At 43.0% G+C, this 19,801-nt stretch carries 15 protein-coding genes; 6 read left to right on the top strand and 9 right to left on the bottom strand.

Going from position 1 to position 19,801, the window contains the following annotated elements; all coding sequences use genetic code 11:
• Window positions 1-86 precede the first annotated feature (86 nt).
• Both AAG747_RS00305 and AAG747_RS00300 read left to right on the top strand, forming a co-directional pair.
• Window positions 87-2,003 carry a PAS domain S-box protein gene (locus tag AAG747_RS00305; RefSeq protein WP_346819113.1) on the top strand — a complete coding sequence of 639 codons (1,917 nt, stop codon included), beginning with the start codon at window positions 87-89 and terminating at the stop codon, window positions 2,001-2,003.
• Between the two features lie 203 nt (window positions 2,004-2,206).
• Complete coding sequence (locus AAG747_RS00300) at window positions 2,207-3,604, top strand: RCC1 domain-containing protein (protein WP_346819112.1); 1,398 nt, start codon at window positions 2,207-2,209, stop codon at window positions 3,602-3,604.
• 85 nt (window positions 3,605-3,689) lie between these two features.
• On the opposite strand, the gene AAG747_RS00295 is transcribed toward AAG747_RS00300, so the two are convergent.
• Complete coding sequence (locus AAG747_RS00295; protein ID WP_346819111.1) at window positions 3,690-4,211, bottom strand: nuclear transport factor 2 family protein; 522 nt, start codon at window positions 4,209-4,211, stop codon at window positions 3,690-3,692.
• Between the two features lie 241 nt (window positions 4,212-4,452).
• Here AAG747_RS00295 and AAG747_RS00290 point away from each other — a divergent pair, with 241 nt between their 5' ends.
• On the top strand, window positions 4,453-5,478 hold the full coding sequence (locus AAG747_RS00290; RefSeq protein ID WP_346819110.1) for an AraC family transcriptional regulator: 1,026 nt from the start codon (window positions 4,453-4,455) through the stop codon (window positions 5,476-5,478).
• A 39-nt stretch (window positions 5,479-5,517) separates the two neighbouring features.
• Here the strand turns inward: AAG747_RS00290 and AAG747_RS00285 are convergent, their stop codons facing one another.
• From AAG747_RS00285 to AAG747_RS00265, 5 genes are all read right to left on the bottom strand, one after another.
• Complete coding sequence (locus AAG747_RS00285; protein ID WP_346819109.1) at window positions 5,518-5,871, bottom strand: hypothetical protein; 354 nt, start codon at window positions 5,869-5,871, stop codon at window positions 5,518-5,520.
• Window positions 5,872-6,029: 158 nt separating this feature from the next.
• The gene (locus AAG747_RS00280) at window positions 6,030-6,380 is read right to left on the bottom strand and encodes a hypothetical protein (RefSeq protein ID WP_346819108.1); all 351 of its coding nucleotides are present in this window, start codon (window positions 6,378-6,380) and stop codon (window positions 6,030-6,032) included.
• Between the two features lie 96 nt (window positions 6,381-6,476).
• Window positions 6,477-7,544 carry a bifunctional transcriptional activator/DNA repair enzyme AdaA gene (locus AAG747_RS00275; RefSeq protein WP_346819107.1) on the bottom strand — a complete coding sequence of 356 codons (1,068 nt, stop codon included), beginning with the start codon at window positions 7,542-7,544 and terminating at the stop codon, window positions 6,477-6,479.
• Window positions 7,545-7,560: 16 nt separating this feature from the next.
• Window positions 7,561-8,319 carry an isocitrate lyase/PEP mutase family protein gene (locus tag AAG747_RS00270; RefSeq protein WP_346819106.1) on the bottom strand — a complete coding sequence of 253 codons (759 nt, stop codon included), beginning with the start codon at window positions 8,317-8,319 and terminating at the stop codon, window positions 7,561-7,563.
• Between the two features lie 171 nt (window positions 8,320-8,490).
• A complete protein-coding gene (locus tag AAG747_RS00265) occupies window positions 8,491-9,015 on the bottom strand; it encodes a GNAT family N-acetyltransferase (protein ID WP_346819105.1) in 525 nt (174 codons plus the stop codon).
• A gap of 231 nt (window positions 9,016-9,246) precedes the next feature.
• On the opposite strand from AAG747_RS00265, the gene AAG747_RS00260 reads away from it, so the two are divergent.
• The 3 genes from AAG747_RS00260 (at window position 9,247) to AAG747_RS00250 (ending at window position 13,388) form a co-directional block, all read left to right on the top strand.
• Complete coding sequence (locus AAG747_RS00260) at window positions 9,247-11,262, top strand: TonB-dependent receptor (protein ID WP_346819104.1); 2,016 nt, start codon at window positions 9,247-9,249, stop codon at window positions 11,260-11,262.
• Between the two features lie 124 nt (window positions 11,263-11,386).
• Window positions 11,387-12,373, top strand: coding sequence for an AAA family ATPase (locus tag AAG747_RS00255; protein ID WP_346819103.1), 987 nt, complete (start codon window positions 11,387-11,389; stop codon window positions 12,371-12,373).
• 58 nt (window positions 12,374-12,431) lie between these two features.
• The gene (locus AAG747_RS00250; protein ID WP_346819102.1) at window positions 12,432-13,388 is read left to right on the top strand and encodes a calcium/sodium antiporter; all 957 of its coding nucleotides are present in this window, start codon (window positions 12,432-12,434) and stop codon (window positions 13,386-13,388) included.
• A gap of 54 nt (window positions 13,389-13,442) precedes the next feature.
• Here AAG747_RS00250 and AAG747_RS00245 read toward each other — a convergent pair whose 3' ends face one another.
• The 3 genes from AAG747_RS00245 to AAG747_RS00235 all read right to left on the bottom strand — a co-directional run bounded on the left by AAG747_RS00245 (window position 13,443) and on the right by AAG747_RS00235 (window position 19,786).
• Window positions 13,443-14,789: a hypothetical protein gene (locus tag AAG747_RS00245; RefSeq protein WP_346819101.1), complete on the bottom strand. Its 1,347-nt coding sequence runs from the start codon at window positions 14,787-14,789 to the stop codon at window positions 13,443-13,445.
• 206 nt (window positions 14,790-14,995) lie between these two features.
• Window positions 14,996-17,716 carry an MGH1-like glycoside hydrolase domain-containing protein gene (locus tag AAG747_RS00240; protein WP_346819100.1) on the bottom strand — a complete coding sequence of 907 codons (2,721 nt, stop codon included), beginning with the start codon at window positions 17,714-17,716 and terminating at the stop codon, window positions 14,996-14,998.
• Window positions 17,717-17,722: 6 nt separating this feature from the next.
• Window positions 17,723-19,786 carry an amylo-alpha-1,6-glucosidase gene (locus AAG747_RS00235; protein ID WP_346819099.1) on the bottom strand — a complete coding sequence of 688 codons (2,064 nt, stop codon included), beginning with the start codon at window positions 19,784-19,786 and terminating at the stop codon, window positions 17,723-17,725.
• Window positions 19,787-19,801 lie beyond the last annotated feature (15 nt).

The following is a 19,801-nucleotide window of genomic DNA, read 5'->3' as shown; positions in this document are numbered from 1 at the left end:
CATATTAATTTCCTTCCTTCTTTTGTATATTTATACCTACCCTATGGTAAATAAGACTTATCTTTAGAAAGATTAATACTTATTTTATGGATCAGGTGCTAGATTTTTTTTCGAAGCTCATTCAAACAGAAGATTTTCCTGCCAGATGGGTTTGTGGAAAGTGGTCGGATGTTCATGGTTGGTTGTACATCCTTTCTAATATAGCAATTTGGTTGGCCTATTTCACCATTCCTGTGATTCTCCTGTATGTTGTAAGCAAAAGGCAAAACCTCCCTTTTCGTAAAATCTTCCTTTTATTTACCTTATTCATTTTATTTTGCGGAAGCACCCACTTCTTAGATGCCCTGATTTTTTGGAAGCCCGTATACCGGCTGAACGCAGTTTTTTTATTTCTTACGGCAGTCGTTTCCTGGATTACGGTTTTTGCCACGATCAAGATTTTACCCAAAACCCTGCAATTAAAATCTCCACAAGAGCTGGAAACCATTAATCATCAACTCCGGCAAACGCTAAAAGAAAAAAAATTAGTAGATCAACAATTTTATTGGGCATTTGAATATTCTCCGGTGGGCATGGCCCATGTAGGCCTGGACGGCCATTTCCTGAGGGTAAATAAAGTTTTATGTCAAATTACCGGCTATACCAAAGAGGAATTGCTAAAAACCAATTTTCAAGCGATCACTTATAAGGCAGATACACAGATGGGAGTCGATCATATGAAAAAGCTAAAAAAGGGAGTGATCGAATCGGCCCAATTCGAAAAAAGATATGTCCATAAAGAAGGCCATACTATTTGGGCCATCTTGAATACCTCCATAGTGAAAAATGAAAATGGGGAGCCTCTCTTTTTAGTATCTCAAGTGCAAGATATCAGCCAACGGAAAAATGCGGAATTAGCACTTAAAAAAAGTGAAGAGCGCTTCCGTTTGGTATTCGAAGGAGCACAAGCCGGCATTTGGGATTGGGTAGATGTTCAGAAAGATCAGGAATGGTGGTCTCCGAAATTCTATCAGTTATTAGGATATCAAGACAGGGAAATCGAAGCCAGCGTGGAGAACTTCCGGCAGTTACTCCACCCCGAAGATTTGGCCCCCACTTTTGACCTGGTGAGAGAGCATTTTACTCATCAACAAGCCTTTATTATTGAATACCGCCTGAAAACAAAAACAGGAGCCTATAAGTGGTTTTTGGGAAGCGGACAAGCACAATTTGACACCAATGGACAACCGGTACGAATGGTAGGTTCTATCATTGATATTGATGAGAAAAAACAGGCCGAAAAGCAACTATTGGAAAAACAACGGAAATTAGAGGTTTCCAATAGAGATTTGGCCTCTTTTAGTTATTCCGTTTCTCATGATCTAAAGGCTCCATTGAGAAGTATTAATGGGTACTGTGAAATTTTGTTAGAAGATTATCTTGACAAACTGGATGCAAACGGGCAACATTCCATCAATGTGATTGTCAAAAATGCGCAAAAGATGGGAACGTTGATTGATGATATACTGGCATATTCCAAAGTGAGCCAACAAACCTTGACCGTCCGCACACTGAATATGAGACAAATTTTTGAAAATGTATTTTTTGAACTCACTTACGGTACGGACAGAGACATAGAATTTAACGTAGGCGAATTAAAACATACACAGGGGGATCAAACCATGGTTACCCAATTGGTCAACAATATCCTATCAAATGCTATTAAATACACCAGTACAAGAAGCCGGGCCACAATAGAGGTACAAGGGATTGAAACACAATGGGGCTACACTTACCGGGTAAAAGACAACGGAGTGGGGTTTGAGAATGCCTTTGTACATAAAATTTTCGGGGTCTTCGAACGGTTACACAAAGATCATGAGTTTGAAGGAACTGGCGTAGGATTGGCCATTGCCAAACGCACGGTTGAAAGCCACGGAGGCAAAATTTGGGCCGATAGCAAACTCAACCAGGGAACCAATATTTACTTTACCCTGAACCCCACAGTGAATCACCACCTTTAGCCTTTCAATGAAATCCCTTTTTCCGGGGATAAATGTATTTCACATCTATAGGGGATGACTCATACCCCTCTTTGCCGCACTTTTGTACCGCAAGCTCGCAGTTCAAATAACCCTTGAACAATGTTCAGTTCACTTGTAAGAACCTGTACTCACAAGGTAGAACTTATTGAGCATATTTTTATCATTCAATTAACATCACCCACATGAATCACAAATTCTTTTTAACCCACCAAGCGGTATTGGCAACGCTATTTTTTTCCTTATTTTCTTTATTAATCACCGCTTGTAAAGACGATGATTCCGCTCCTGATCCGGAACCGGAATTGGTACCAGGCATTTCCGGCTTTTCTCCCAATAGCGGAAAAACAGGTACCGAGGTAACCATCACCGGCACTCACTTTAGCTCCATTCCCAACGAAAACACCGTACAATTCAACGGAACAGAGACTACGGTTACCAACGCGACAAAAACTTCTTTAACCGTACATGTACCGGAAGAAGCTACAAGTGGAAATATCACCGTCACCGTAGAAGGCAAAACCACTACCAGTGCCGAAGTTTTTACAGTACTTTATATACAGAAAATTGCGGCAGGTGACCTTCACACACTTATTTTGAAATCCGACCATACCCTTTGGGTGACCGGAAGGAACGAATACGGGCAGTTGGGAGATGGAAGTAACGAGGATATAAATACTCCCAAACAAATCATGAGTGGAGTAAAAGATATAGCTGCGGGTCGCTTCCATTCACTCATTCTTAAATCTGACAATACCCTTTGGGCGACCGGAAGAAATAGAACCGGTCAATTGGGCGATGGAAGTAACGAGGATATAAATACTCCCAAACAAATCATGAGCGATGTCAAAGCCATGGATGCAGGAGCCGGACACACCTTGATTCTCAAAACAGACAACAGCCTCTGGACCACGGGGTACAACAGAAAAGGCCAGCTAGGTATTGGGACCAACACGGATGTAAACATCCCGGAGCAAGTGATGACCAATGTACAAGCTATTGCTGCCGGAGGGGAACATACCTTAATCCTAAAAACGGATAACACTCTCTGGGTGACCGGAAGCAATCATTACGGAGAACTAGGCAACGGAAGTAATGACTTTGCCAATACGCCCAAGCAAATTATGAGCAATGTCAAAGCTATGTCTGCAGGTTTTTATCATACCCATATCCTGAAAGAAGACAATACGCTATGGGCCACCGGGGGAAATCATTTCGGTCAATTAGGTAACGGAGCCAACGGAACAATGGAACACGTCATCACGCCTCAACAAATTATGGAGGATGTACATTCGGTTATCGCCCAAGGAGGCTTCTCAATGATCTTGAAAAATGACCACAGTCTTTGGGCAACCGGGCGCAATTTCTACGGTCAGTTAGGAGATGGATCCAAGACCAATAAAAATACTCCCGTGCAGATTATGACAGCGGTAAAAACCGTATTTGCAGGTTCCTACCACACCTTCATTCTCAAAAATGACCGCAGCCTTTGGGCAACCGGAAATAATGAGTACGGCCAGTTGGGAGATGGGACCCATGGGTCCGGTAATTATGTAACCACTCCCAAACAAATTGATTTCTAACAATCCGTTTAAGGATAAAAGCCCCCTCTAATTTTCTGTCGATCGAAATTAGAAGGGGGCACTTTGACTATAGATTCGCAATGACTTACTTTCCCCAAAAGTGATCCTCTTGAGCCAAGTCGGCAGAAAAAACGTTGACTTTCACAATTTTACCATTCTCCACGGTATACACATCGATATTGTCCACATTCAAAGTAGCTCCTACCGGTTGTGCAGCCTCCCAATGCACCAAACAGGCCACTTCATTACCGTTGACCGTGATTGCTTTAACATGAGTCAGAGCCAAGGTATTTTCCGAACGTTTGAACATCCCTCCTACCATTTGAAAGACTTCTGCACTGGACTGTTTGATACCTGAAAAGCGATTGTTACCTGGCTGCGACCATTCAACTTCCGGATGCAACAAAGCTCCGAGTGTTTCATGGTCTCCATGTTGCACAGCGGTTAAAAACTCCTTTACAACTAGTTTTGCTTGATTTTCCATCGTGTTTGATTTAACTTGTTCAAAAGCGAATTCATTGTTTTCTGTTTGTGCTGCTAACGGGTTTTCTGTCAAGGAAAAAAGCGCTACTAGCACCATCCAGGTGATATTCTTTTTTGTTTTCATGATTTCCTTTTTGAACAAAAGTAGCTGTAAAGTCCCTTCAACCACTTACCCTAAGATGCCAATGAATTATCATTTTACGACAGTACTCATTTTAACTCAAATGGAAACTCCTACAGGGAGATATCTTAATATAAATCGTGTGGGATTGAATGAAATAAAATAGAGAGTAAGCGAAGTACTCCTTTCTTAATCCATACATATTTTTATATACTTCAAAAGGATAAAAAGCTATATGCATCTCATGAATAAGCCCCAAAAACAACTTGTTCTGAACTTACTCGCCTATGTCGCGCAACGCGATGTTTCCGTGGAACATTTGTGCAAGCAAACAGGGATTGATTTAACCCGGCTCAAAGGGGAAGATCCGGTAGAGTTTAAACCCAAACAACTTGAAAAACTTTGGTCAACCGCAAGTCAGTTCACAGAAGATCCTTTACTTGGGTTGCATTTTGGAGAAGCAATGCAGTTAGCCGCTTTGGGAATTGTCGGAGAAATTATTAAAAGTAGCCGTACAGTAGGAGAAGCCCTTCAACAAGCGGCTTCGCTATGCTACCTGGTCACAGACTTGTTTCATTTGGAAATCCACCCATCGCCCAAGTACTTTTCCATCCGTTTTATTCCCCACCCTCTTGCGGACAAAAGTTCTTTTGCCTTTCGCCAAACCATGGATTTTTTTATGGTGTTCATGTTACACGAACTTGACGGACTACTCTTAAAAAAAATCAATCCTTCTGCGGTATATATACCCCACTCTTCCGGACATCCGAAAGAATATGAAAGGGTTCTTCGTTGTGCCCCTCAGCAAAAGGCCAATGAATATTCCATGATGGTAGATCATAGCTATTGGGAGGAGCCTATTTTGACGGCCAATTATGAAATACAAACCTTTTTATTGCAAAAAGTGAGTGAGGAGAGACAAAAGAAAACACAATCCGCCTCCTTCCGGTCCAAGATTTATGAGCATTTGATGAGTAATTCTTATTTGGAACTGGCTTCTCTGGAACAAGTTGCAGCCAACTTTAATATGAGCAGCCGGAATTTACAGAGAAAGTTAAAAAATGAAGGGGTAAGTTATCAACAATTGGCAGATAAGGTGCGTAAGTCTTTGTCACTTTACTATTTGGAATCCGGCAATTATCAAATCAAGGAAATATCCTATTTACTAGGGTACAATGAACTAAGTGCCTTCACACGGGCTTTTAAGCGTTGGACAGGCGATACCCCCGGGAATTATGCCAGTAAGAAAACCTATAGCAAAAATGCCTAACATAAAACAACTTCAGACTTGTGGGGAAAAGGTAAAAGATCAGACGGGAGCCACCGGCTCAAGCTCTTTGCGGGCAGTATCTTCAATTTTAGGTTGGGGAGACGGATCGGGATTTTCAATTCCCCGATCTCCGTTATCATCATCACAAAACGCTCTGATTTCCCGCTCGTAATCGATGTCCAACTTATTTCCCAGGATTTCACTACGGACCCCTATGGCCCAAAGGGCCGCTTGTATGCTACATCCCATCAAAAACATCCCTACAATATCTACCCAATTGTCAAAATTGTTGAAGAAGAAATAACCTAAACTAAATAACAGTGCAGCAGCAAGTAGAGCTACTATATTTTCCGAATATTTATTGGTAATCATTTTTCTTAATACTACTTGCATAATTATAATTATTTGTAAATAGACATTTACGTAATAGTACCAAGCTCTATTTTGTTTGTATAAGTTCCGCTTTTTTTTCGAGAAAATCTATTAATGCTTCTTAATTAACATATTTTCCCTTCAATTTATTCTTCTTTATACTTATACGGAATAAACGGTTAGTATTTCTCTTTGAGTTTGTCTTTGTTTTGCTTTTCGATTTTTACGATTTTGTACTTCTCTTTGAGTTTGATAATTTGTTTTGTAAGCCCTCCCCAGATGTTTTTACCTAATAACAAAGTGGAACCCACACTCATTAATAAGTACTCGTGATTGATGATAAACTCTTCCGGCAAAAGTGTGGGAATAAACTTCTTAATGCAGCCTAAAGTCATAAAGGAAAACCCAAACAGTATTTTCAACACAAATTCCGCATAATCTGACAAGCGAATCATATTGAGTTTATGCCTCTCATATTTTTCGTTCATCACAGAGTTTTCAAACTTGGAGTTTCCCTTCTTGCTGGACATTTTTAAAGAAATTGAATAATACCTAATCACAAGTTAATAAAATACCTGAAAATAGTTATATATTATTCAATTATTCTTACTTCCCGAAAAACAGCATCATGGAGTTATTGTCACTGCATTTTTCCGTTCGTGGTCCAACAGCCATTTTTTCCGCTCCAAGCCACCGCCATACCCGGTAAGATTACCGTCTTTCCCAATCACCCGGTGGCAAGGAATTACAATAGCGACCCGGTTCAGCCCATTGGCTGAAGCCACCGCCCGGACGGCATTTGCATTGTTAAGCATTTCGGCTTGTGCCTGATAAGAACGGGTTTCTCCATAGGGAATCTCTTGCAAAATCGTCCAGACCGATTGCTGAAATGCTGTACCTGGACTGTGTAAGGCTACGGTAAATTGCTTTAAGGTCCCTTCAAAATAAGCTTTTAATTCGGATTTAAGTTGTTTGATATGCTCATTTTCCCCGGCCAGAATGATGGCATTGAGTCTTTTTTGTAAGTCTTTAAACTCTGTTTCAAGCATTCGCCGGTCGGTAAATTCCAACAAGCAAATCCCTTTTTGAGTTGCACATACAAACATCGGCCCCAAAACAGTGGTAATACGTGTCATATAAATCAGGGACTTATTCTTGCTCTTTTCGGGAGAAGAACCAAACAAGTTTTTAAAAGTATGGCCAAAGCCACTTAAAGACTCATACCCCGACTCAAAAGCTGTCTCAGTCACATTTTTTCCTTTTTTTAATTCTTGAAATGCCATATTGATTCGTATCATTCTTTGGTAAGCCTGAAAGGTCATTCCGTGATGCTTTTTAAACCATCTTCGGATATTTTCAGGACTTATTCCTTTCTCTCGTAATTGATAATCACTGATTTTCTCACCGGGCTGTTCATTGACCAGCCGTATCGCCTGCATCACTTCTTCCGGAGGTTCATAGGCATGTTCCGTAGGTTTGCAAACTTTACAAGGCCTAAAGCCGTTTTGCAACAGTTCTTTGGCTGAGGTATAAAAAACCACATTTTCTTTCTTCGGCTTTCTTGCCCGGCAAGTGGAGATACAAAAAATATTGGTTGTCTTTACCCCTACATAAAAGACCCCGATAAATTGACTATTCTTCTCTACTAAGGCCTTATAATATCTGTCGATTTCCTGGTGATTGGATATTTGCATAATTGAAACCGGTAGTTTAAAATAAAGGTCGAAAGGATTGCCGGTCAAGCACTTCCGAAATTACCTTCTCCAACTGTGTATATAATAAATCATGCGCAGCATTTCCCATACTGATGCGTTTTACCCCCAATGTTTTGAGAGTATGAAAATCTGGTAAAGCGGGAATACTCAATACATTTACAGGAAGCTTTGTAGAAGTAACAATATTGGCAATATCTTCCTCTTTTTCAATAAAAGGGACAAAAATCCCGTCAGCTCCGGCCTCTTCATAAATGCGGATACGGTTTATCGTTGCTTCTACCGGATGGCTCAGCCCCAGTAAAAAAGTATCCGTTCGAGCATTAAGAAAGATCTCCATTTCCTGGTTTCGCAGATGATGTTTCAGGCTTGCCAATGTCTCACCGAAACGTTCCGCTGCTACAAGCTTCCGGTCCTTTTCCACTTGTGAGTCTTCAAGGTTAATCCCAACTATCCCAAGGTCATATAGCCGTTCGACATGTTCGATGAGAGTGAAAATATCCCTACTATACCCCGCCTCAATATCCACTGATAGAGGCAAAGAAGTACTGCTTGCAATCCGTTTTACAATATATTCAAGCTCACTAAAAGACATACCTTCCCCATCGGAATAGCCCAACATATGAGCAATAGCTGCGCTGGAGGTACCCAAGGCTTTGAAGCCAAGATTCTCAAATACCTTTACACTTTGTACATCCCATACATTTCCAAGTAAAAAGGGACTCTTTTGTTGATGAAGTTCTCTAAAGCTTGTCATGATTTTTTCCGGTTATAATTCATGATAGCGAAGAAATGGAATGCTACATCAAGTTACAACCGAAAAATTGACAAGTATTTTTTATCGGTTTCTTTAGACCAATTTGGTATCAACCCATCCTCCTTTGGGTTAAAGAAGTGAAAATAGATCATTGAATAGAAAAAGGACATTTTAAGCCAACTCCCGCTTCATCAACACATCGGTTTGCCGGTCTGTACCCAATATAAACGGGTGTGTATCAAAGGCCTGAAAACCGTTTTTTTCATAAAAGCGAATGGCCTTTACATTGTGCTCCCAAACCCCCAGCCAAACCCACTTAACATTTCCCATACGGGCGATCTCCAAGGCCTTATTCAACAGCATTTGCCCTATTTTTTTCCCATGATACTCTTGTAAGACATAAATCCGCTCCACTTCCAAGGCCTGTTGAAGTTTATGATCCGTTTGTGCCGATCCCAGGTTCAATTTCAGATATCCAATGACCTCAGCATTCATATAGACAAAGAAAAATTGCGACTCCGGATGGTTTAATTCCGACCGCAGCTTTTCCAAATGAAAACTTTCTCTTAAATATGTTTCCATATCTTCAGCGGTATTGACCTCCTTGAACGCTTCCTCAAAGGTTCTTTTCCCGATTTGTTGAAGCTCCTGTAAATGGCTTTGCTCTACTTTGTGGATGGCTACATTGTGTATCATAATTATGTAATCACTCTTTAGGTGGATGATTATTCTCTTGCAAACCCTTAAACTGAAACTCCCCCATAAACACAGTTTAAGTTTTCTCTATCAAGCAAACTTTCTTTTGATAAAATATAAAATTACCAACCTTCTCAGGTTTACACCACTGACATTCTTATTTCTTCTTTTTTTCTCTTTGTAATCTATCTACTTTTGCCGCCCGTTAAAAAACAAAATACCAACAACAAAATGAAGCAATTTTTTACTCTCGGATTACTTTTATTTCTATCCCATTGGGCAATGGCCCAAACCTCTGCGGATACTACCAAGTTAAAAGATGTTGTATTGGAAGAGGCCACCATACTTTCGTCCTACCGGGCCACCAGCGAAATGCCGGTTCCGTTTAAAGATATCTCATTACAAGAGGTGGAAGAGAAGAACTTCGGGCAAGAACCTTCTTTTATCCTGGGCAGCACTCCGGCAGTAACTTATTATTCGGATGCGGGAAGCTTTATGGGATATGCTTATTTTCGTTTGCGGGGCATCGACCAGACCCGGATCAATATGACCCTGGATGGTGTTCCCCTCAACGAACCCGAAGACCAAGGGGCCTATTTTTCCAATTATCCTGACTTTTTCAACTCCGTACAATCCATCCAAATTCAACGCGGAGTGGGCACCAGTAGCAACGGAGTTGCCAGTTATGCCGGAAGTATCAATTTTGAATCACCTTCACTTCATACCCCGGCCAAAAAAGAAGTCTACCTGGGCTACGGCTCGTACAACACCCGAAGGATTTATGGAGAGCTCAATACCGGGGTACAAAATAAAACAGGCCTGTATGTAAGGGCTTCTCATGTGCATTCCGATGGCTATAAAGACCGGTCGGGCCACACAGGGCACTCCCTGTTTCTTTCCACAGGGCATTTTGGTAAAAAACACCTGTGGAAGCTAAGCGGATTTTTAGGAAACCAAAAGAATGAAATGGCTTGGTTAGGCACTCCTAAAGACATTTTGGAGAGCAATCCCAAATACAATCCGCATGCCCGCTCCGATGAGGAGGATCAGTTTTTGCAAGGCTTGCTCAAATTGCAACATTCTGTAAGACTAGGGGCACACTCTACTCTTACTTCTTCAACATATTACAACTACCTCAAGGGAGACTATGATTTTGATTTGAATGTATATTTGGATTTACCGGGTAAGGACCAGGTATACAATTATGCCTTCCGGTCACACTTTGTAGGTCTGTTTTCCAACTACGCTCTAGAAAAGGAGAATTTTAGTTTTCATGCCGGAGTGCATGGCAACCTTTACCAACGCCAACATAACGGCTCGGAACGTACCGAAGGAGCCTTGTATGAAAATACAGGATTCAAAAACGAGTTCTCCGCTTTTGCAAAAGCCAGTTACCAACTCAATAATTTTCAGTTCTTCGGAGACTTACAATACCGCTATACGGAATTTGATTACCAGGGAGAGCATGATGAATTACTGAAAACATTCACCTGGGATTTTGTCAACCCAAGAGTTGGGTTAAGTTATCAACTTGGAAAGAATGTATTATTCTATTACAGCCTGGGGCAAACACACCGCGAACCTACCCGCAACGACCTGTTCCAAGGAAATGATTATTTAGCCATTGACGGCGAACAGCCTCTATTGGGAGTAACAGAAGCCGAATCAGTGATGGATTCCGAATTAGGGATACGCATGACAGGCAATACCTGGCAAGTCAATATCAACGGGTACTATATGGATTTTGATAATGAAATCGTGTTAAGCGGAGCATTTGGCCCTAATGGGCTTCCTTTACACAACAATGTAGCGAAAAGCTTCCGCAGTGGTTTGGAGATAGATTACAAGTTCCGGTTGCATAAGAACATTTCTACCAACGGAAATATCAATTTTGCCTACCATCGTATTAAAGAAGAAGGCGTCAAAATACACCCTGTATTGTCTCCGGCCTTTCTCTACAATCAATCATTGACGTATCAGTTGCATGGATTGCGTCTGGGATTACACGGCCGGTACCAAAGCCACTCCTATCTTGATTTTGCCAATGAATACGAACTGGATCATTACTTTCTGTTGGATGTGACGATGGCCTATGAGTGGAAAGCATTGACCTGGACGACCCGCTTGAATAACCTGACTAACCGGCAATACTACACCAATGGCCAATACGATGCTTTCAACAACCGGGCAACCTATCATTTACAAGCCCCGCTGAATTATTTTGTCAGTATGAAGGTAACTTTTTAAGGAAGCGTGTTTAGAGAGTATGTTTAGATATCAATCTTTGGATAAGATGGATGAAAACCACTCTTCGGGTAATAGCAAAACCTTGAAATACACTCATCCATTAAATTAATTAACATTTTTACCAATGTCCTTGAGTACCGCTTTAGTTTTTGGAAAATTTATGCCTTTACATCAAGGGCATATTGCAATGATTGACTTTGCTGCGAATCACTGCGAACGGGTTATTGTATTGGTATGTGCACAGGATTTCGAACCGATTCCCGGGCCACAACGCCTGCAATGGGTACAACAAACGTTTAAAAATCACCCCAAAGTAATGGTGGAGTATACTGAAGTCCAACTGCCTTATTCTTCAGAATCTTCCCGGAGCATTTCAGAAATCTGGTCGCGGTATTTCACAGAACGTTATGGCAATCAAATTACCCATGTGGTCACCTCGGAAAAATACGGGGATTATGTAGCCGAGTATATGGATATCCGTCATGTGCTTTTTGACCCTCAGCGCAGACAGCAGCCCGTATCCGCCACCCTGATACGACAAAACCCTTTTACACATTGGAAATATATAGCCCAAGCTGCCCGCCCGTATTTTGCCCGAAAAGTATGTCTGTATGGCCCGGAATCCGTGGGCAAATCCACCATGACCGTACAATTGGCCGAACATTTTCAAACCTGCTATGCCCAGGAAATGGGCCGGATCCTTGTACAGGACTCTACGGATTGCTCTATAGAGGATATTCGAAAGATCCCGGAGGCCCACGCCAAAGAAATACAACTACAATTGCTCAACGCCAACAAGGTATTATTTTGTGATACGGACTTGCATACCACCCGAGTGTATGCCCGGTATATGTTCGGGCATACACTCGATGTGAAGGATTGGATCGAGCAGGTAAATCAGTACGACCTGTATCTTTTTTTAGATACTGATGTGCCTTTTGTACAAGATGGTACTCGCTTGGGAGCACACTGCCGGGAAGAACTAAAACGCTTGTTTATCAAACAACTTGAAGCACATGAGATACCCTATCATTGGATCCGGGGTAATTGGGATCAGCGCTTTGAACAGGCAGTGGCCTTGGTCAAGGAAAAAATATTAGAAGTCCATTAGTTTCTGCTCAACCTGCGACAAGCTCTTTCGTTCATTATAATATATTTTCCACCTTACTATGATACAGTATTTATTATGGCTGGTTTTCGGACTGGCTTTGTTAGTAAAGGGAGCGGATTGGTTTGTAAATGGGGCTGCCGCACTGGCCCGGAAACATAAGGTTTCCGAGCTCACCATCGGCCTGACAATCATTGCCTTTGGTACATCGGCTCCCGAATTGGTCGTCAATGCTTTTGCTGCAGCCGATCATTATCCCGGAATTGTATTTGGCAATATACTCGGTAGTAACAATTTCAACTTGTTTATTATTCTGGGGATCGCAGGCTTGTTTAGTCCAATCGTTGTACAATCCAGCACTGTCTGGAAAGAGATTCCCTTTTCACTGTTTGCAGTATTCCTGTTGTTTTTATTGGTCAATGATGCACTGTTGTTTTCTCAGGGCGAAAACCTTTTGACCCGCCCGGACAGCCTGTTGTTATTGGCCTGTTTTGCAGGCTTCTTGGTTTATGTATACAAACAATTGAAAAAAGAACAGGCTCATAATGGCACCGAAATAATTGAAGAGATAAAAGCCTGGAAAGTCATTGCTTTAATCTTGGTAGGACTGACCTCCTTGATCTTCGGAGGAAAGCTGGTGGTAGATAATGCCATCGAAATCGCCCGGAAGTTTGAGTTAGGGGAAGAACTGATCGGTCTCACCATTGTAGCCGCAGGCACCTCGCTGCCTGAATTAGCCACCACGTTGGTCGCCACCTTTAAGAAAAAAACCGATTTGGCAGTGGGGAATGTGATCGGCTCTAATATCTTCAATATTTTTTTTATTTTACCTCTTAGCGCACTGATCCAACCCTTGGCCTTCGATCTTCCTCTCAATCATAGCCTTTATTTGTTGGCAGGGGGAACACTTTTCCTATTTGTTGCGATGTTTACCGGAGGCAAAAGAAAACTAGACCGCTGGGAGGCCGCCTTGCTACTGCTGGTATATGGGATTTATGCGGTATATTTATTTGGTTAACAAAAGCTCTTCAGGTGAAAAGGATCTCCTGAAGAGCTTTGTTATCAACCTACCTTACTCTTCTTTTTTGGCCGTTAACGGAGGTTCGTTGTTCAGAAAAACCAAGACCCGGGGGCTAGGGTCTTCGTAATACCCCGGCACATTGTAACCAATGGTGGCAAAGTCAGGTTTCCCGTCCAAATTATAATCGTCAATGGTGATTCTTGCAGCGGATTCACCGGATACTCTTAAGGTATCGTACAGGTTTTGTTCCAAATCGAGAGGTTTCACATACAATACTCCTTTGGGTGGACGAGGGAAGGCCACCAAAAATTCTTCGTTCTGATCTCCGTCCAAATCCTGGGTAATGACGAAATGCCCTACCCCATATCCTTGTTCATCGATTTCTCCATATTTGTGCAGCACAAAACGGTCCCATTCCCACGAGGCAGGGTTATGTTGATAGGTACTGACAATCCCCCCGTGAAAGGGCTCCAAAGCAGCTATATAGGCAAAGGGGTTTTCTCCGATTTTACCGGGGCAAGCCGTATTCGTTCCGGTAAACCAATCTTCCGTGTTTTCATAATCTTCCAGTGAAGTAGCTCCTTTGGCAATATTATCAATATGCCACTTCTGATCACGGCCATAATACAGCCAGGAAATTCCCTGTTGGCTGGCAATCAAAGCTACGTCAAAATCACTCAATGCCGGATTTTTTACAATAAAGGCATCGTGAATAATTTCAAAAAAAGAACTGTCAATCAAGGTACGGGGCCATCGATCCACTTCGAGCACTTGTTCGGGCTTTTCATAATAATAAATGGGAATAATGGTATGAATGTCCCCCGAATCGCCCACTACGGGCAAGGCCAGCAATTCCAGGTTCTCGTTTTGAGTAAATTTCCCAAAACGCAGGCGATGCATGGCCATGGTTTGGCCAATATAGCGGTCTTCCCATTCCCCTTTGTTTTCAGGTCCTGGGTTTTTCATCCAGATAATTTTCCCTCCGTCCCTCAAACAGGTTTTTTGAGTTTCGCCATATTCATAACAGATCACCACATCCATCAAACCGTCCTGATCTACATCCGCATGGTCCATGCCCACAGGTTGTTTCAGTTCTTTGATCAAACGCGATTCCCATAGAGCCGGATCTTCTCCATTCAATTCTTCAGCCCCCGGGTTTACATACAAGGTAATCAACCCCATGGTCAACCCATACCCTATTAAATCCGCATCTCCATCCGCATCAAAGTCGGCGGACTCCAGCCAATAGCCATCCTGCAATTTTTCACTGACGGCAACCTGCCGGAAAGGAGCGTCTTCGTATTTTGTATTTCCATCCGGTGTAGAGCAGGAAAAGAGTAGTGGAAGTAATAATAACCAACTGTGTTTAGCTATTTGCAAATAGAATTTGTTTGTCATGTCAGAATAGGTTTAGAGTAAAAAAATTAACAGGGATCAAAAATGTATTCGCTGCTCATCACAAGCTGTCATTCTTCTTGGTTCCTCATCACCCACTTGTCACTTCCTGTACCCATCCTTGTAAATGGTTAAGGCCAGCCTGTGAGGGTTTGCCAGTACCTCACAGGCTTTCAGGCATAGCAAGTCACTCGGCACATCTTTGTTTCTTATGCACTTACTTTTTCTTTCTTCTTCGCAACTTTTTTCTCAGTGGTCGGGGCTTTTTTTCCTACTTGTTGTAAGAGCTTGATCACCAGTCCGGTCCAGCCTGTTTGGTGACTGGCTCCCAATCCGGCCCCGTTTTCACCGTGAAAGTATTCGTAAAAGAAAATATAATCTTTCCAATTCGGTTCGGTTTGAAACAGCTGTGTTCCTCCGAATACAGGCCTTTGCCCTTTGCCGTCTCGGGTAAAAATCCTGATCAACCGGGCAGAAAGCTCTTTGGCCACTTCCGACAAAGGCATTTGTTTTCCCGAGCCTTTGGGAAATTCTACTGTCAAAGAATCGCCATAGTAAAAACCAAACTTTTGCAATGATTCGATCAACAAGAAATTGATAGGAAACCAGATGGGACCTCGCCAATTACTGTTGCCTCCAAACAGATCGGACTGCGATTCGGCCGGCTCGTAATTCACGGTGTAAGCTTTGTTATCTACCCAATACGTATAAGGGGCATCCTGATGAAATTTGGATACCGAACGAATACCAAAAGGAGACAAAAATTCTGTTTCATCCGATATGTAATTGAGTAAGCTCTGCAACCTATCTTTGTTAACGGCTGCCAACAGCCGCCTGGTAGCTCCTCCGGAGGTTAACAAAACGGTAGGGTTGGCCATGGCGTCTTTTTTCACATGGTGCAGGTTCTCGGAGATGATTTTCTCTAACTTCGTCTTAAAATCTGACAAGCGGCTCAAACGTTTTTCGTCCAGTACCTCTACCACAAACAGCGGCATCAGCCCCACTAATGATCGCACGGGGAGTACTTGATGGTCACCATTGTCAAAATGCAAGACATCGTAATAAATGCCATCCTTTTCATCCCAAAGACCGAAATCTTTGCCCCCCCGGTTATTCATGGCCCCAATGATCTTGTAAAAATGCTTTAAATATGTAATGGCTTTCTTTTGGTAAGAAGGGGTTGTTTCCGCCAATTCCAATGCCATTTGCATCATGGTCAAGCTATACAAACCCATCCAGGCGGTGGAATCCGACTGATCAATATGGGCATTGGCAACCGGCAAATGACTTCTATCGAACACGGAAATATTGTCCAAGCCCATAAAGCCTCCTTCAAACAAATTGCGGTTTTCATCATCTACATATTCATACCACCAATTAAAATTCTGATCCAGTTTTTGGAACATTTCTTCCAAAAAGGCCCTATCTTTTTTTCCAAACTGTTTGGCTTCAATTTTATAAATCCGCCAAGTTGCCCAGACCACTACCGGGGGATTCAGATCACCAAAATTCCATTCATAGGCCGGAATTTGGCGCTCATTTGAAAAGCGATGGTCTACGATCAAGCGCAATTGATGTTTGGAAAACTCGGGATCCACTAAAGAAATCGGCCAACAGTGAAAGGCCCAGTCCCAAGATGCAAACCAAGGGTATTCCCATTTATCGGGCATGGAGATAATATCGAAATTATCGATATTTTTCCAAGTATGGTTGCGTCCGTTTTGTCGCTCGGGAGGCGGTTGAGGTTGGCCGGGATCCCCGTTCAACCACTGAGGAACATTATAATAGTAAATCTGTTTGCCCCATAGCATCCCGGCAAAGCCCTGCCGTTGAATTCTTTTTTCATCTTCATTCAGTTGGCTGTTCTGAATTTGCTGGTAATACTCGTCCGCTTCCGCCAGCCGATTTTCAACCACTTTATCAAAATCAGAAAAGGGCTTTTTCTGATCGCTATTGGCAAGCCGCAAACGAATTGTTTGAGTTTCACCAGCTTCCAGGTTCAACGCAAACAACGCACAAGCTTTTGTACCTACTTGTTGCGGGTTGACAGCGGTATGTTCCCCCTGAACCACATAGCGATGAAACGCATCTTTGACATAGGGTGTGGGATTTTCCACACCAAAAAGCCGTTTTGTATTGGTTTCATTATTGGTAAAGAGCCATTCGGAAGCTTCCTCGGCAAATAAATAATACTTTCCCAATGCAGGATGCTCCACCAGGACCGCTCCGGAGGCATTTCCGTTTTTTCCGGCCATCGACATTTTCGGTTTGCCATTTACATCTCCTCTCGGGCCATTCTCATACCCCCAACTCCAAGTATTCCGAAACCAAAGACTAGGCAATACATGGCAAGTTGCTGCTTCCGTTCCCCGGTTGGTCACGTTTATTCTTATCAACATATCTTCCGGGGTATTTTTCGCATATTCTACCCATACGTCAAAATACCGATTATCATTAAACACACCTGTATCTACCAATTCATACTCCGGATCGTATACTGTTCTACGGGCATTTTCAGTAAGCAGTTCATCGTACGGGTAGGCGGCATGCGGATATTTATACAGCATTTTCATATAACTATGCGTTGGCGTACTGTCCAAGTAGTAGTAATACTCTTTCACATCTTCCCCATGATTTCCCTGTCCGTTGGTCAAGCCAAACAGCCTTTCTTTCAAAATAGAGTCGTTACCGTTCCACAAAGCCAGGGCAAAACACAGAAACTGTTGGTCATCACAAATTCCGGCAAGCCCGTCTTCATTCCAACGATACGCCCTGCTGCGGGCCATATCATGAGGAAAATAATCCCAGGCATCGCCATTGCTGCTATAATCTTCCCGTACAGTTCCCCAAGCTCTTTCACTGAGGTAGGGGCCCCACTTTTTCCATGGGACCTTCGCTTCTAACCGCTTAAGTTCTTCTGTTGGATTCATAATTTTTTAATTCTGAGAGAGGGCAATTGTTTGAATATTTTCCGTTTCCGTGCTGTCTAGTGTACCTTGTGTGATAGCCATCCAAGCATCTATGATTTCGGCAACACTCCATGCCTGGGCAATGCATCCTCTGGAAGTGAAAGGAGCATTTCCATCAAAAATTTCGCTGACGGAGCCAATGCAGCCTTGCTCCAAATGATAGGCAATGGGTTCGAGAAATGACAAGGCTTGTTTAGCATTTTGATACACCCGGTAATGCGCTTTCACAAACGCACCTAAAAGCCATGCCCATACCGTCCCTTGATGATAGGCCGCATCCCGGTGAAACTGATCCCCTCCGTAATGCCCCTGAAAGCGGGAATCATTAGGAGAAAGGGTTCTCATACCGTTAGAGGTATACAGCTCCCGGGCACAGCAATTTACAATGGCAATGGCTTGCTCACCCCCCATCAAGGGGAAAGGCAAGGACAGTGCAAAAAGCTGATTCGGCCGTAAAGAGGCATCGTACCTTTTGCCCTCTATCCACTCCCCTTCTTCTCCGTGAATCACATCGTACAAATAGTGACCGCTTTTGTTCCAGAAACTGAGTTGGAAATTTTGCAAAGTAACACCAGCCTGTTGCTCGTACTGTCGTTGGTCCTGTTTAAAACCTAATTGCCCCGCAAAAAAACCGGTAACCCGAAGGGCATTGTACCACAGAGCATTGACTTCTACGGGTTTGCCTATACGAGGAGTCACTACCCAGTTGTTTACTTTCGCATCCATCCAGGTGAGTTGCACCCCATCTTGCCCTGCATAGAGTAAATTGTCACTGGCATCCACTTTTATATTGTAGCGGGTACCTTTATAATGCCATTCGAGAATATCCAATAATTTCGGGTACAAGGTTTTCAAAAGCGATTGGTCTTTGGATACTTTATAGTATTCATACACTGCCACAAAGTACCAAAGGGTAGCATCCACCGTATTGTATTCCGGAGTGCTTTGGGCATCCGGAAAGCGATTGGGCAACATACCTTGATCAATGAATTCGGCAAACGTCTTCAACAAGGAAGCCGCTATTTCCAGGCGTTGGTTTTTTAAAGTAAGACCGGGGAGAGAAATCATCGTGTCTCTACCCCAGTCTCCAAACCAATGATAGCCCGCAATCACCGTATGGCCTAATGTCTTTGCATCCGGCCGGATTTTCCGCTTGACGATAAACTGATCGGATGCCAGTAAAAGTTGCTGCATCCAGCGGGGGTATTGGCTTGACCTATCTAATAGTTGAGTTTGTCGTTGTTGCTCCTGTTCAAACAGTTGTACAGCTTTTTTGGGAGCCGCCTGCTCTAAAGAGCAAGCTAATGCGAGCGTTTCCCCAGGCTGTAAAGTACCTTCGAAGACGCCCGGTAAGAAGAGGCGTTCCGTATCCTCCAGTCCCCGGTAGGTTTCGGCACGGTGTTTAAAATTCTTATACCAAATATTTTGAGGGGTAAACCGCCCTTTATCCGCTGCAATCGTATAGCTCTGTGTACCCATATCGGAAGAAATCCGGCAACCTGTCTCCCCGCTTAATTCCTGACTTTCCAATTGCATGCTTTGATGCGTTTCCTGATGCATACTCCGGTACGTACAGAAAGGCTTCAATTGCAATTGAATGGGGGTAGAACCTCTGACATGTTTGTACAAGACATAGGTGCTGTTTTGTCCCTCCACCATAAAGAGGGTCTTTTCCAAAATACTGTCGCCTATGGCATAGCGCCAGGTGGGTAGAGTGCCTTCCAACCAAAAAGCTTCCTGGTAAATATACCCTGCCGGGTCAATGGTCCCATCCGCATATTCATTTGCCCCCAGTTGAAAAGAAGTACCCAGGCCTTCCAAGGTCACGTTCTCATCCAACTTCGCCAACAATACCATTCGGTCCAAAATGGGCAAAGAAGCGACCAGAAGTCCGTGATAAGAGCGGGAATTCGCCCCGGTAACGGTTCCCGAGGCAAATCCGCCAATACCATTGGTTACCAACCATTCCTTCTGGATAGCACTGTCAAAATCGGCCAAGTCTACCCGGCCTAGTACCATACGTTTCTCCATACATTCAGCACTGAT

Source organism: Rapidithrix thailandica (genome assembly GCF_039710355.1).
Lineage (GTDB): Bacteria > Bacteroidota > Bacteroidia > Cytophagales > Flammeovirgaceae > Rapidithrix > Rapidithrix thailandica.
This window is presented reverse-complemented; position numbering and strand designations above follow the sequence as displayed.